The organism is Rhodococcus sp. I2R, assembly GCF_020889545.1.
In the GTDB taxonomy this organism is placed as follows: Bacteria; Actinomycetota; Actinomycetes; order Mycobacteriales; family Mycobacteriaceae; genus Rhodococcoides.
On record NZ_JAHUTG010000003.1, the window covers coordinates 1 to 16,512 of the forward strand.

The 16,512-nt window shown below is 64.9% G+C and carries 1 protein-coding gene; it reads right to left on the reverse strand.

The genetic code is table 11. From position 1 onward, the window contains the following. Positions 1 to 16,079, reverse strand: a 16,079-nt coding sequence (locus KVY23_RS03270) for a non-ribosomal peptide synthetase (protein ID WP_230555285.1), incomplete at its 3' end; no start/stop codon positions are given. Between the last annotated feature and the right edge of the window lie 433 nt (positions 16,080 to 16,512).

A 16,512-nucleotide genomic window follows, 5' to 3' on the forward strand; every position in this document is an offset into this window, starting at 1 on the left:
ACCAACCGATTCACAATCGCCCCATGACAGACCGACACCCCCTTCGGCCGACCCGTCGACCCCGACGTGAACAACACATACGCCACATTCCCCGGCCGCAACACACCGATCCGATCACCATCGGAAACAGCAGCATCAGAAAACGAACCCCCCAAAATCTCATCCACACACAACACCGACACATCATCGGCACCGCCATCAACAACAAAACCATCACGAGAAGTCGTCAACACCAACGCAACACCCGAAGACTCGAGAATGTACTGCACCCGATCCGCAGGCTGATCCACATCCACCGGCACATACCCCGCACCAGCCTTCACCACCCCATACAACCCCACCATCAAATCCAACGACCGCCGACAAGCCAACCCCACCAACGACTCCACACCCACACCCCGCGCAATCAACGCACGCGCCACCACATTCGACCGAGAATCGAACTCCGCATACGTCAACGACACACCCTCGAAAGTCACCGCCACCGCATCCGGAGACACCGCCACCTGCGCAGCAAACAACGACACCAACGTCGCCGAACCATCAACCTCGAAACCAGTATCATTGACCCCCGCCACCAACGCCCGCTCGTGCGGACCGGACAGATCGATGTCGCCAACGGGGACACTCTGATCGGAGGCAAAGGCCTCGAGGATGCGCCCCAGCCGGTCCATCATGGCGGCAACGTCCGCAGCAGCGAACACGTCGGTCAGGTACTTCAGCTGCAGATGCACGCGGGTATCCGCGGCGATGAGCAGCGTGAGCGGGTAGTGCGTTGCGTCTTCGAGGGCCACGTCGGCGACGGACATGCCGTCGATGTTCTTCGCTTGTTCGGCGAGACCAGCCTGATCGACCGGGTAGGACTCGAACACGGTCAACGTGTCGAAGAGTGCTCCGAGGTTGGCTGCTCGCTGGATCTCGTTGAGACCCACGTGATGGTGCTCGAGCAGATCTGCCTGCTCGCCCTGCAAGCGCAGCAGCATTGATTCGATCGACTCGTGACCGTCGTAGCGAACCCGCACGGGCAGGGTGTTGATGAAAAGCCCGACCATCGACTCGACACCGGCGAGACCGGCAGGGCGACCGGAGACGGTTGCGCCGAACACGACGTCTTCGCTGCCGACCGAGCGTCCCAGCAGCAGACCCCACGCTGCCTGCACCATGGTGTTGAGGGTGACGCCGAGGCGTGCACCCACCGACTGCAGTGACGCTGTCAGCTGCGTGCTCAGATCGAGCTCGATCTTCGCGGCAACGGCGGAGACGGCGCGGTTCTGATCGACCGAGGACAACATTGTCGGTTCTTCGACACCAGCGAGGGTGTCGATCCACTTCTGCTTGGACGCCTCGGCGTCCTGCTCGGCAACCCAGGCCAGGAAAGCGCGGTACGAGCGCACCCGCGGCAGCGCTGCGGCGTCTCCGCGAAAGGCGTAGAGCGCCAACAGGTCCCGCATCAGCAGCGGGGTCGACCAGCCGTCGAGCAGAAGGTGGTGGCTCGACACGAGGAACCGGTGTTCGGACTCGGACATCTTCACCAGCGTGAACCGCATCAGCGGCGCAGCGGTCAGATCGAAGTGCTCGGCCTTGTCGCGGATACGAAGCTCGTCGAAAGCCGCTTCCCGATCGTCGACGGTCCGATCGCTCAGATCCACCTCGCGCCAGGGAACGTCGACGCGTTCGAGGACGATCTGCACCGACGTGCCGTCGGCATTCTGTACGAACGCGGTCCGCAGATTCTCGTACCGGTCGAGCAACGCCTGCGCGGCGGCACGCAACCGGTCATGGTCGACGATGCCACTGAGTTTCAGCAACACCCGCATGGTGTAGACGTCCACCGAATCGGCCGAGATCAGTGCGTGGAACAGCAGACCCGATTGCAGCGGGGCGAGCGACCAGATGTCGGAGAGACGCGACTGCGCGACACGCTCGAAATTCGCTTCCCACGTGTCGATGTCCTTCTGCGACACCGAAACCAACGGCACGTCCGAGGGCGTGAGACCTCCGGCATCACCGCCGACGACGTGGTCGGTCAGTGCCGTGAGAGCCTCGCTCCACAGGTCGGCGAGTTCGACGACGTCTTCACGGGACAGAAAGCCCTGCGGGAAGGTGAGACTCGCGGTCAGCCGTGGCCCGTCCACCGTATCCACCACTGCCGAGTTGATATCGACACCGGCGTTGGCCGGCATATCGGGATCACCCGGCGCGCCGACGTCGGCGAGAATCTTGGACGGCAGCCACGCACCCCCGGTGAGTTCCTCCGAGATGCCCTCGGTGGACACACGTCCCAGGTAGTTGAAGCTGACCTGAGGCGGGCTCGCCGCTGATTCGAGAATCTTCCCGGTCTCACCATTGAGATACCGAAGCAGTCCGAAGCCCATGCCCTTGTCGGGGATGGCGAGCAACTGTTCCTTGACCGCCTTGACGGCCGAGCCCATTGCCGGGCCGCCGGCGAACGCATCGCGAACGTCGATGCCGTTCAGGTCGAGGCGGACGGGGAAAGCGCTGGTGAACCACCCGACCGTGCGGGAGAGATCGGCGCCGGGCACCATGTCCTCCTCGCGGCCGTGCCCCTCGAGTTTGATGAGCACCTCGGCGAATTCGGTGCCTCTGCGCGCACGCCACTTCGTCAGTGCCAGCGCAAGAGCTGCGAGCAGACCGTCGTTCACGCCACCGTTGAACGAGCCTGGGACACGCGTCAGAACGGCCTCGGTGACCGATTCCGACAGTTCGACATCGACACGGTCGGTGGTCGACAACGTATCGACGCGTGGGTCGAACGCACGCGCACCCAGCAGTGGGTCGGCGCCCGCGAGAATCTCGGTCCACAGCGTGACCTCGGCCTCGCGTGTGCGCTCGTGCGCCGCGTCGACAAGCCCGTGCGCCCATCGACGCATGGAGGTGCCGACCGGAGCCAGTGCAATGGCCTGTTCGGCGGCACCCTGTCCCCACGCGATCGCCAGATCGGGCAGGAGAATTCGCCACGACACGCCGTCGACGACGAAGTGGTGCGCGACGACGAGCAGAAGTCCCGGCCGCGGCGCCCCGCCATTATCGTCGAAGTCGAACCAAACAACTTCGAGCATCCGTCCCGATTCCGGATCCAGGCGACTCTTCGCCGAGTCGAGCGCTTCCTCGGCGCGTGCGCGAAGTGCCGCGTCCTCGATCGACGGATCCGAGGTCACACGGACCAGCAGGGCGTCGATATCGACGGTGCCGGACTCGCGGACACGGAACGTCCACTCCCCGCCCGCTGCTCGCTCGACCACCGAACGCAGCACGTCGTGGTGATCGACCACGGCTGCGAGCGTTCGGGTGAGCAGTCCGTGTTCGATGCCGGTGGGAAGTACGACGGCCACGGACTGCGCGAAGCGTCCGAAGCCTCCCGGGCCCTCCACGATCGACCTCATGATCGGAGTCAGAGCCAGCGGACCGACTCCCCCGCCCGGCAATTCCTCCACCGTCGGGCGTTCGAGCGTCTCACCGAGCACGGTCGCTACCTCGGCGAGACCGACGACCGACTTACGTTCGAAGACATCGCGCGGGGTGAACGAAATGCCCCGAGCCCGAGCCCGCGACACCAGCTGAATGGAAACGATGCTGTCACCGCCGAGCGCGAAGAACGACTCGTCGACGCTGACCCGTTCGATGTTCAGAACATCGGCGAACACCTCGGCGATGATCGACTCGATCTCGTTGCTCGCGCCGCGGAATTCCTGCTGCTCGAATACCGGCTCCGGCAGCGCGGCCCGGTCGAGCTTGCCGACCGGTGTCAGCGGTACCGAATCGAGAACGATGATCGAGGACGGCACCATGTGACTCGGGAGCATGCGCGCAACGAAGGACGCGAGCTCGGCTGTGTCGACAGTGGAGTTGCGGGCAGGCAACACGTACGAAACGAGTCCTGTTGTGCCGTTGGGTAGCTCGCGGCCCAGGGTGGCCGCGAAGGAAACGTCCGGGTGCTGTACCAGTGCCGCGTCGATCTCACCGAGCTCGACGCGGAATCCGCGCACCTTGATCTGGAAGTCGGATCGGCCGACGAATTCGATGTTCACTGTGCTCGGGTCGGTGAGCACGGCGTCGGATCCGAAGGTCCACCGCACGATGTCACCGGTCCGGTACATCCGGGCACCCGGAGCACCGTATGGATTGGCCACGAAACGAGAAGAAGTCAGATCCTCGCGTGCGTGATAGCCACGCGCCAACGCGCCACCGGCGAGGTAGAGCTCACCCGCAGCACCGACCGGCACCGGATTGAGACGGTTGTCGAGAACGAGCGCGGACATTCCGTGGATCGGGCGTCCGACCGTGATCGGCATATCTGGTCGTAGCTCGGCGAATGTCGAGATGATGGTCGTCTCGGTGGGGCCGTAACCGTTGAAATACTTGCGCCCCGCCGACCAGCGGGCAAGCAGATCGGGGGTGGTGACGTCGCCACCGACGGAGGCCACGTTCAGGCTGTCGATACCGGACGGATCCATCGTTCCGAGAACGGCCGGAGTGATGATCGTGTGACTGACCTGCTCCGCTTTGAGCAGGTCAGCGAGATCGTCGCCGCCGATGATCCTCGAGGGCACCACCACAAGGGTTGCACCCTCGGAGAAGGCCGCCATCCATTCGAGCACCGACGGGTCGAAGCTCGGTGAACAGATGTGCAGAAAACGCGAGGTCGCATCGAGGTGGTAGAGATCGGTGGCTGCATCGAGAACACCGCCGAGTCCACTGTGCGTCACCACGACGCCCTTCGGCAGCCCGGTCGAACCGGAGGTGTAGATCATGTAAGCGGCATGATCGATGGCCAGCGGCGAGGTCCTGTCCGAGTCCGTGACGGGCGCCTCGGATTGCGCGCCCACCATTGCCGCGAATTCGGTCGTGTCGATCGACATCCAGTCGGTTGTCGCCGGGAGAGCGTGGACATATTCGGTGGAGGTGATTCCGAGGATCGCGCCGGAATCGGCGAGCATGTGCTCGACGCGACCGACGGGATAGGACGGGTCTACGGGCAGATGCGCAGCACCGGACTTGGCAACGGCCCAGACCGAGAGCACCATCTCGTACGACCGAGGGAAAGCGAGCGCGACGATACTGTCCGGGCCGGCCCCACGCGCGATCAATGCTCGTGCCAGACGAGTCGACGCCGCGTCGAGTTCGCGGTAGGTGATCGAGCGGCCGTCAGCGCGCACCGCCACGCCGTCCGGATTGATCGCGACGCCGCGACCGAAGATCTCGGGCAGCGTTCCACCGTGGGTGACCGCGTCACCGTGCACATGCGTCAACCAGTCGTATTCCTCGTCGCCGAGAATCGGCAGATCTCCGACCGGGCGCTGTGGCGTCGAGACCGCGGCGCGCAGGATGCGTACGAACCGTCGAGCGAAGACCTCGACCGTGTCCTCGTCGAACAGAGCGCTCGCATATGTGAACTCGGCCGAGATGCCCGTTTGCGCACCGGTGTCGTCGGTGTGTTCGGACAACAACAGCGAGAGGTCGAACTTGGCCACGTCGACGTCGAAGTCGACAGCACTGATCTTCAAACCCGGTAGCTCGAAACTGGTCTCGGGCAGATTCTGGAACGAGAGTGCGACCTGGAACAGCGGGTGTCTGGCCGTGGACCGCTCCGGGTTGAGAATCTCGACCAGTCGCTCGAACGGGATGTCTGCGTGGCCGAACGCCTTGAGGTCGCTCTCGCGGTTGGCGTCGAGCAGCTCGACGAAGCTTCGGCTGCTCTCCACATCCGACCGCAACACGAGCGTGTTGACGAACATGCCGATGACATCGTCGAGTTCGGCCTCGCCGCGGCCCGCGATCGGTGTGCCGATGGCGATGTCCGAGGTGCCGGACAACCGCGCGAGCAGTACCGCGAGGGCTGAGTGAACCACCATGAACAGTGTGGTTCCGGTTCGGCGTGCCATGGCGACGAGATCGCGATGGAGCTCAGCGTCGATGCGGAACCGACTCGTCCCACCTTCGAACGATTGGACGGCGGGGCGCGGCCGATCGAAGGGCAACACGAGTTCCTCGGGGAGGCCGGCGAGTTCCTTCTTCCAGAACGCAGCCTGCGTCGAAATCAGCGAAGCCGGGTCGTTCTCATCGCCGAGAACCTCGCGTTGCCAAAGGGTGTAGTCGGCGTACTGCACGGGCAGCGGTGGCCAGCCCGGTGCCTCGCCCACAGTGCGGGACGCGTACGCCAGCATCACATCCCGGGTGAGCGGACCCATGGACCAACCGTCGGCGCTGATGTGGTGCGCAACGAACACCAGCACGAAATCCTGGTCGGAGATCGCGAACAATTCGGCGTGCAGCGGCACTTCGGTTGTCACGTCGAATCCTCGCGACATGACGGAGACGATGCGAGCGGGCAGTTCGCTCTCGGTCACCGACACCGGCGTCAGGACAGGCACTGCCGCGTTGGTCGGCAGAATCACCTGCGCGGCAACACCATCCGATTCCGGGTAGACCGTACGCAGAGACTCGTGCCGTTCGAGCAGGTCCGCGATGGCGGCCTGCAGAGCCGACACGTCCAGGGCCCCGTACAGCCGGATGGCGACCGGGAGATTGTTGGCCGCCGATTCGGTGTCGAAGCGATTGAGGAACCACATGCGCTGCTGAGCGAGCGAAAGCGGAATGCGGTCCAGACGGGTACCGGCAACGAGCGGAACTCGACCGCCGCCGATGTGCGATTCCGCGCGCGAGGCCAGCGCCTCGACAGTCGAGGCCTCGAACAGAACTCGAACCGGCACGCGTGCGCCGAGGGCTGCGCCGACGCGGGAGACAACCTGCGTCGCGACCAGTGAGTTGCCACCGAGTTCGAAGAAGTCATCGTCGAGTCCCACGCGCGGCACATCGAGGACCTGCGCGAAGACGCCTGCGACGATCTCCTCGACCGGTGTGCGCGGAGCACGGAACTCTTTGGATTCGAAGACCGGGTCGGGCAGAGCAGCCCGGTCGAGCTTGCCGGAAGCGCCCACCGGCAAAGCATCCAGCACCACGAACGCAGACGGGATCATGTAGGACGGCAGGCCGCGGCCCACCGCGCTCTGCAAGGCGCCTGTGTCGATTGCCGTGCCAGTGGCAGGAACAACGTACGCGACCAACTGCTCCGAGCGAACCAGCACCACCGCCTGAGCGATCGAATCGTGCCCGTTCAGCGCCGATTCGATCTCGCCGAGCTCGATCCGCAGACCGCGCAGCTTGACCTGGAAATCGGTGCGGCCCAGGTACTCCAGCTCCCCTGCCGCGGTCCATCGAACGAGGTCACCGGTGCGATACATCCGCGCACCATCATCGAACAACGAGGCCACGAATCGATCAGCCGACAGGTCTGCCCGACCGAAGTAGCCGCGCGCCACCTGCGCACCGCTCAGGTACAGCTCACCTGCGACACCGATGGGCACGGGCCGCAGCCGCGAATCCAGCACCAGCACGCGCGCATTCCAGACCGGCGTACCCATCGGCACGGAAACACCTGTGACGGACCATCCGTCCACACCGGCGACCGGGCGGGCAGTGGCGTGCACCGCGAACTCCGTCGGCCCGTAAAGGTTGTGAATGGCGGCACCGGGTAGCGCCGCAGCGGCGGACTCCACCACTGATACCGGCAAAGCCTCACCCGCCACCAGCACCGACCGCAGGCAAGCGCACCCACCGGCACCGACCGAGGAGACAAAAGCAGAGAGCATCGACGGAACGAACGATGTAGCGGTTACACCCTGGGACTCGATGACCGAGACGAGGTAGCCCGGATCTCGGTGACCGTCGGGCTCGGCGACCACCAGTCGCGCGCCGCAGGCAAGAGCGCCGAAGAGCTCCCAGACCGAGACGTCGAAGGTGAACGGTGTCTTCTGCAGGATGACATCACTCGAGTCGAGGCCGTACTCGGCCACCAGCCAGGACACCTGGTTCACCACGGCGGCGTGTGAGACTGCGACACCCTTGGGTCGGCCTGTCGAGCCGGAGGTGAAGATGACGTAGGCAAGATTGTCTCCGCGAAGCGGCGCACGACGGTCGCTCGCGGTGAAGGCCTCGGCGGAGAACCCACCGAGCTCGATCCGGTCCACCGCGACGACATCCGCCCCGCTCGGCGCAGCGAAATTCTCGTGGGCGGTGGTGAGTACGGCCACGGGGACCGCGACGGAGAGAATGTAGTCGTTGCGCTCGAGTGGCTGGTCGGGATCGACCGGGACGTACGCGGCACCTGAACGCAGAACCGCGTAGAGCGCCACGATCATGTCGAGCGAACGGCGCATTGCTACCGCAACCGAAACCTCGGGCCCGGCACCCAGCGTCACCAGGTATCGACCGAGACGGTTGACTCGTGCGTCGAGCTCGGCGTAGGTGATCGACACGCCGTCGAACACCACGGCTACGGCGTCGGGTTGCGCGGCCACCTGCGCATCGAATGCATCGAGAACTGTTGCGCTGGAATCGAGATCGTGGGCCGTGTTGTTCCAGGACTTGAGAATCAGGCCACGCTCGACCGCATCGTAGAGCTCGATGTCTCCGACCGGCACCGACGAGTCCTCGATGACCGCATCGAGTACCTGCAGGAATCGATCAGCAAAGGCGCGAACCGTCGATTCGTCGAACAGATCTGTGGCGTAGGTGAATTCGGCAGACAGACCGTCGGCGTGACCGCTGCCGGTCAGCTGCTCGGTCAACGTCAACTGAAGATCGAACTTCGCCACGGCGACATCGAGATCCACGCTGTCGATGCTCAGCGCAGGCAGGTCGAGATGCGTCGGACCGAGGTTCTCGAACGAGAGCATCACCTGGAACAACGGGTGACGAGCCGTCGACCGCGCCGGGTTGAGCACCTCGACGAGTCGCTCGAACGGAATGTCCGAGTGCGCAAAGGCACCGAGCGCGGCCTCGCGGGCGAGCGCCAACTGCTCGTTGAACGATTCGTGCCCGTCCACCTCGGTCCGCAGCACGAGCGTGTTGACGAACATGCCGACGACATCGTCGAGCGCTTGCTCGCCTCGGCCTGCGACCGGCGTACCGATGACGATGTCATCGGTGCCCGACAAGCGGGCCAGCAGAACTGCCAGTGCCGCATGGACCACCATGAACAGTGACGCATTTCGCTCGCGCCCCAGGTCCAACAAACCACGGTGAATGCGCGGCTCGATCTCGAAACCGACTGTGCCACCGACGAACGACTGACGCGCGGGCCGCTGCCGATCGGTCGGCAGATCCAGTTGGTCCGGAACACCGCGCAGAGCATTCTTCCAGTACTCGACCTGCTGCGAGATCAACGAGTGCGCGTCGTCCTCGGATCCGAGCGTCGCGCGCTGCCACAGGGTGTAATCCGCGTACTGCACCGCAAGCGGCACCCAGCCCGGCGATTCCCATTCCGTACGGGCGGCATAGGCGACCATCACATCGCGTGCCAGCGGCCCCAACGACCAGCCGTCCGCAGAGATGTGGTGCACGACAATCGTCAACACATGCTCGGTGGGGGCGATCTCGAACAGCTGAGCTCGCACGGGAACATCGGCGGTGACGTCGAATCCGCCCGAGGCGATCTGCGCGATGGCACGTTGCAGGTCGCGCGCCGTCGTCTCCACCGGCATCAGATTCGGTACGATCTGCGCCGCGTCCTGAATGACCTGATGCGGGCCTTCCGCCGAGTCGGGGAACACCGTGCGCAGCGATTCGTGCCGATCGATGACGTCCATGATCGCGACCTGCAGTGCAGGCACGTCCAACACACCCGACAGCCTCAGCGCGATCGGCAGGTTGTACGTCGCCGACTCGGTGTCGAACCGGTTGAGGAACCACATGCGCTGCTGCGCGAGCGACAGCGGAATACGTTCGGGGCGAACGCTCCTCGACAGCGCGATGCGCGCGCCCCGGCCGGCTTCCTGCTCGACCCGGATCGCCAGCTGAGCCACCGTGGGCGATTCGAAGATCGCGCGCACCGGCACCTGGGCGTCGAGAGCGGCCCCCAGTCGAGCGACCACCTGCGTGGCGATCAGAGAGTTACCGCCGAGTTCGAAGAAGTCGTCGTCGAGGCCGACGACGGGTGCACCGAGGACGTCGCCGAACACGTTCGCGACCGTCTCCTCGATGGGCGTGGTCGGAGCCCGGAACTGGCGGAAGCTGATGCCCAGTTCCGGTTCCGGCAGCGCCCGCCGATCGAGCTTGCCGATCGGCGTCAGCGGCACCTCGTCGAGAACGATGACCGACGACGGAACCATGTAGCTCGGCAGAATCCGCGCGACGTACTTCGTCAGCTCGTCACTGTCGATGCCGACTGATCCGTGGACATAGGACACCAGGGCCGTCTGCCCCGAGGCCATCGTGTGACCGAGCGTCGCCGCGAACGTGACTGCGGGGAATGTTTCCAGGGCCGCGTCGATCTCACCGAGCTCGATGCGGAACCCGCGGACCTTGACCTGGAAATCGGAGCGACCGACGTACTCGATCGCGAAATCCTTCGTCCACCGGACGACGTCTCCGGTGCGATACATGCGACTACCGGCGGGCCCGTACGGATCCGCGACGAAGCGCTCCGCTGTCAGCTTCTCGCGCTGGTAGTAGCCGCGAGCGACGGCTTCGCCCGACAGATAGAGCTCACCTGCGACACCTGTGGGGACGGGCTGCAGGCGCGAATCCAGAATGAGGGCACCGACGCCGGGAACGGGCGCGCCGACCGTGATCGGCTCGCCCACGAACAGCTCGGCTCGGGTGGAGACGATCGTTGTCTCGGTCGGCCCGTACGCGTTGAAGAAGCGTCGACCACGGGCCCAGCGTGAGACCAGATCGGGCGCCGAGGCCTCGCCACCGACCGAGAGCAGTTCCAGGTCGTCGAGGCCGGCGGGGTCCATCGACCCGAGAACCGCCGGGGTGATGATGGCGTGGGTGACACCGGCATCGGCGAACAACGTGCGTAGCTCGGGGCCACCGATGATCGACGGCGGCGCCACAACGAGTGTTGCGCCGGCCGAGGCGGTCAGTGCCCATTCGAGCACAGACGGGTCGAAGCTGGGTGAAATGACGTGCAGGAAGCGCGATTGCGGCGTCACCCGGTAGAGCTCGCGGGACTGATCCACCAGACCGGAAAGCCCGCGATGGGTGACACTGACACCCTTGGGTAGGCCCGTGGACCCGGAGGTGTAGATGACGTAGGCGGGATGATCGAGCCGGAGCGGCGTGGTTCGATCGGCATCGGAGACCGTCTCGGCCGGGTAGCTCTCCACCGCTTTGCCGAGAGCGGCGTCGTCGATGGCCCACCAGTCGCAGGTGCCCGGCAGTTCCTCGATGCGCGCCGAGGAGGTGATGCCGACGACCGCTCCCGAGTCGGAGAGGATGTGACGCACCCGGTCGACGGGGTACTCCGGATCGACCGGAACCCATGCGGCCCCGGACTTCGCGACGGCCCAGATCGAGACGACCATTTCCATCGAACGTGGAAATGCGAGCGCAACGATCTTCTCTGGGCCGATACCGCGGTCGACGAGATAGCGGGCGAGTCGATCGGTGATCGCGTCGAGCTCGCGGTAGCTCAACTCGCCGTCCGCGGTTCGGACCGCCACTCCGCCAGGATTGGTGCTCACACCTGCGGCAAGGAACTCCGGCAGCAAACGTTGCGATTGCACGACTCCGCCGTGCACGGAAGTCAACCTGTCGGCCTCGTCGGGCGCAAGAATGTCGATGGCACCGACGGGCACCGAGGAATCCGTCACGATGGCATCGAGGATGCGCAGGAATCGGTCGGCGAAGCCCTCGATCGTGGCAGCGTCGAACAGATCCGTCGCGTATTCGAAGGTTGCGTCGATCTGGCCTGGCCGCCCCGACTCGTCGTGGTTCTCGGTGAGCCACAGTTGCAGATCGAACTTGGCTATCGGTACGTCCAGCTCCTCCGCGGAGGCCCGCAGGCCGGCGAAGTTCAGTTCGCGTTCGCGGGCCCGCTCCAACGACAGAGCAACCTGGAACAGTGGGTGACGGGCTGACGAGCGTGCCGGGTTGAGAACCTCGACGAGGCGTTCGAAGGGGATGTCTGCGTGCGCGAATGCCGACAGGTTGGTGTTGCGAACCTGATCGAGCAACTCGTCGAACGAATGCTGCGGCTCGACGCGAGCACGCAAGACGAGGGTGTTGACGAACATGCCGATGATGTCGTCGAGCTGCTCGTGCGCTCGACCGGCGATGGGAGCACCCATCGCGATATCGGTGGTACCACTCAGCCGCGAGAGCAATGCGGCATAGGCAGCCTGAACGACCATGAACAGCGATGCCTGATGCGACCGAGCAACCTCGCTCAGGCCTTTGTGAATTCGTGCGTCGATGACGAAACGGCTCTTGGCTCCACCGTTCGTGGCGACAGCCGGACGAGGCCGGTCGGACGGGAGGTCGAGCTGGTCGGGCAACTCGTCGAGCGTCCGCAACCAGTACCCGATCTGCTGCGCGGACAGCGACGTCTCGTCGTTTTCCTGTCCCAGCACCCGCCGCTGCCACAGCGCGTAATCGGCGTACTGGATGTCCAGCGGCTCCCAGCCGGGCGCGTCACCGTTCGCGCGGGCGGCGTAGGCCACCATGATGTCGCGTGCGAGGGGACCGAACGAGGAGCCGTCGGCGGCGATGTGGTGCAGAACCATCGCCAGGACGTGATCTGTTTCGGTGAGTCGGAACAGCTCGATCCGGAAGGGTGCCTCGCTCGACACGTCGAACCCACCCTGGGCCAACTCGACCAGAGCGGGCATCAACGCAGCCTCGTCGACGCTCGTGGCCTGCAGCTCGGAGAACACGTCCTCGGTGCGCAGAATGATCTGCTGCGGCGACTCATCGACCTGTGGGTAGATGGTGCGCAGAGTTTCGTGCCGCGCGACTACGTCGCCGAACGCCTGCGACAGCGCGCGTGCGTCGACCTTGCCGGTCAATCGGACCATGAACGGCAGGTTGTATGCGGCGGTCTCGGGGTCGAAGCGGTTGAGGAACCACATCCGCTGCTGCGCCAGCGACAGGGGTAGCACGTCCGGACGCTTGCCCGCTACGAGCTCAGGGCTCGAGGAGCCCTGCTCGAGCGCAGTTTCGGCACGCGCCGCGAGTGCGCCCACCGTGGGGGCCTCGAACAACTCGCGCACACCGAGTCTGATGCCCAGCGCGGTACCCACCCGGGTGACGAGTTGGGTGGCGATCAGCGAGTTGCCACCGAGCTCGAAGAAGTCTTCATCGAGTCCGACGCGGTCGGCGCCGAGGACGTCCTCGAACACACCGGCCACGACGTACTCGGCGTGACTGTGCGGGGCACGATAGGTCTTCGCGCTCGTGAACACCGGTTCCGGCAACGCTTTTCGATCCAACTTGCCGCTGGTGTTGAGCGGAAGCGCCTCCAGCACCATCACCGAGGCGGGAACCATATAGGACGGCAACGACCGTCCGGCGAACTCGATGGCCTCGGCGGCCGTGGCCGTGGCCCCGGGGCCGGGCACGACATAGGCGACGAGCTGCTCACCGGTTGCGGTGGGAACCACCAGCGCCACCGCCTGCGAGATGGCCTCGTGGGCGAGCAGAACCGTCTCGATCTCGCCCAGTTCGATTCGCTGGCCGCGGAACTTGACCTGGAAGTCGGTACGTCCGATGTAGTCGATGGTGCCGTCGGCGCGCCACCGGACGAGGTCGCCAGTGCGGTACATCCGATCGCCGACGCTGGAGAACGGGTCGGCAACGAAGCGGTCCGCACTGAGGTCGGGGCGGCCCACGTACCCGCGCGCGAGCTGCACACCCGAGAGGTAGAGCTCCCCGGCCTCGCCGATGGGACTGGGACGTAGTCGACTGTCGAGGACGTAAGTCTTGGTGTTCCATTCCGGAACACCGATGGGAACGGTGCGGGTGTCCTGAGGCCCGCTTCGGTAATAGGTGACCGAGACCGCGGCCTCGGTGGGACCGTAGAGGTTGTGCAATCCGGCGTCGGTGAGCTCACGGAAGGCAGCGGCAGTTTCGGCGGGCAGCGCCTCCCCGATGACGAAGACGTGGCGCAGACTGCTGCAGGTGCCGACGGGAGCGTTGGAGACGAACACGGTGAGCATCGACGGGACGAAGTCGGTGACGGTGACTGCGTGTTCGGCGATCTTGTCGGCCACGTAGATCGAATCGCGGTGGCCGTCCGGGGTGGCCAGCACCATGCTGGCACCGACCTGGAGCGGCAGGAAGAAGCCCCACAGCGAGACGTCGAACGTCGTGGCTGTCTTCTGCAGATACACGTCCGACGCGTCGAGGGCGTACTCGGTGCGCATCCACTGCAACTGGTTGTCGATCGCAGCGTGCGAGACCGCCACGCCTTTCGGACGACCGGTCGAACCCGAGGTGTAGATGACGTAGGCGGTGTTGTCGAGCCGCAGCGGCCCGGCCCGGTCCGAGTCCTCGACGCGGGCGGAGTCCATCGACTCGTAGTCCAGGCGATCGATCTCGATGACCTCGGTGCCGGCCGGCAATTCGATGCCGTCCCGAGCGACCGTGAGAACACAAAGGGGTTGCGCGGATTCGAGGATGTACCCAGTGCGCTCGGCCGGGTGATCGGGGTCGATGGGTACCCACGCACCGCCCGCTTCGACGATGCCGTACATCGCGACGACGAGGTCGAGCGAACGACGGATGGAGAGCCCGACGAGCGTTTCCGGCCCGACACCCTGCTCGATCAGCAATCGAGCCACCGCGCTCACCCGGGCACCGAGTTCGCCGTAGCTCAGCGTGGTTCTCTCGTAGATCAGCGCCGTCGCGTCCGGATCTGCGTCGACCCGGGCGTGAAAGTCCGACAGCAGCGTGCGCGGAGCGATCTCGTGGTCGGTCTCGTTCCACAGCGTCAGGACCGATTTCTGCTCGGCTGCGGTGACGAGTTCGAGGTCCCATACTCGCGCGCTCGGAGGCGCCGCAACGAACCTGTCGAGGAACTCGACGAACCTCGCGTGATTGCGCGCCGACTCCTCCGAGGAGTACAGGTTGGGGTTCGATTCGAAATCGATGTGCGTCGTACTGCCGGCCACGCTCTGATACAGGTTGAGACCGAAATCCTCGATCAGGCCCGTGGAGAGAATGTTGATCCCGCCGACCATGTCGCCGAGCCGAACCTCGCCGAAGAACAACATGATGTTGACCCACGGACCGAAGAACGACGCCTGCCCGCTGGCACCGCCCGCGTCGCGTCGGATGTCCTCGTGTCGGTAGCGCTGGTGCCGAAGAGCCCCGGATACCGCCGTGGTCACCTCGGTGAGAAGCTGCTGGACCGTCGTATCGGAGGCAATCGCCAGTCGCAATGGAACGACGTTGGACACCATGCCACCCGAGCGCCGGAGCACAGCGGTGGTTCGAGCCGTCACCGGCAGGCTCAGTACGACGTCTTCCTTGCCCGTCATCTGCGCCATGTAGCTCGCGAACGCGGCCACCACGACGGTAGCCAAAGTGCTCTCGGTCGACGAGATCTGGCCGTCGAGCTGCGCGACCGTGTTCTCGCCCAGGGCGACGGTGTCGATCTGGCTGACGGGCGCCGGCGCGGCGCTCCGTCCGGTGAGGCTGGTCGCCTCATCGATGCCGGCGATGCGCTCGGCCCAGTACTTGCGGTCGCTCTCGAAGCGGGTGGAATCCCGGTATGCGAGGTCGATCTCGTACACCTTGCGCAGGTCGGAGGACTTGTTTGCGCTGGGCTCGGTCCCCTGAACCGCGGCCGTGTAGAGCTCGGCCGTGCGATTCATGAACGTGACGGCACCGAATCCGTCGAGAACCACGTGGTGGACACGGTTGAACCAGAAGTAGCGGTCGTCCTCGAGGTGCAGAACGGTGGCAGCGATCAGCCGATCCCGAAGGATGTCGATCGGTGCACTGTAGTCGGCGCGCATCCATTCCTGCGCTGCCCGATCTGGGTCGGACTCGGTCCGCAGATCGACGTATCCCAGCGGGTCTTCCAGCGTGGGGTCGACGAACTGGTGCGGCTCGGAATCGACCTCGACGATGCGGACGAATCCGGACTGCATCTCCATTGCAGCCTCGGACGAGACCCGTTGCAGAAGGTCCCGGTCCAGGTCACCGCGAAGCTCGACGTACTGAGCGATGTTGGCAGGTACGGACGGATCGACGTGCTGGGCGAACCACATGCCCAGCTGTGCGGGAGAGAGCGGAAACGACGACTCCGGTGCTCGGTGACCCGAAGCTCCGCCGTTGGCTGATTCATCCCTACCTAGCGGGTCCAATCGAATCCTCTCTTTCCCACAATCACACGCCCTCGCTCGGTGTCACTGACACCGTTCGAGCACCGAACACACAAACCTAAGTCTTTGTCACAATTGGAACGAACTGCCACTCCGGGACGATTGAAGTTACTCTTCGGTATATCTTCGATGAGCAGGTCGATCGTTACAGGTGGCAACGAATTTGCCATAGCGGCTGGTCCGGCTGCGCTGCAGAACCGGAGATTCTGGTTCGAGACGTCCGCCGCGCGCGTGCGAACACTGGAGCGGTCCTTCCCCTGTCGTCCCGAGCAATCACTGGTCCAATCTACAGGGCACCGCTTCTGGTTGACCAAAACGC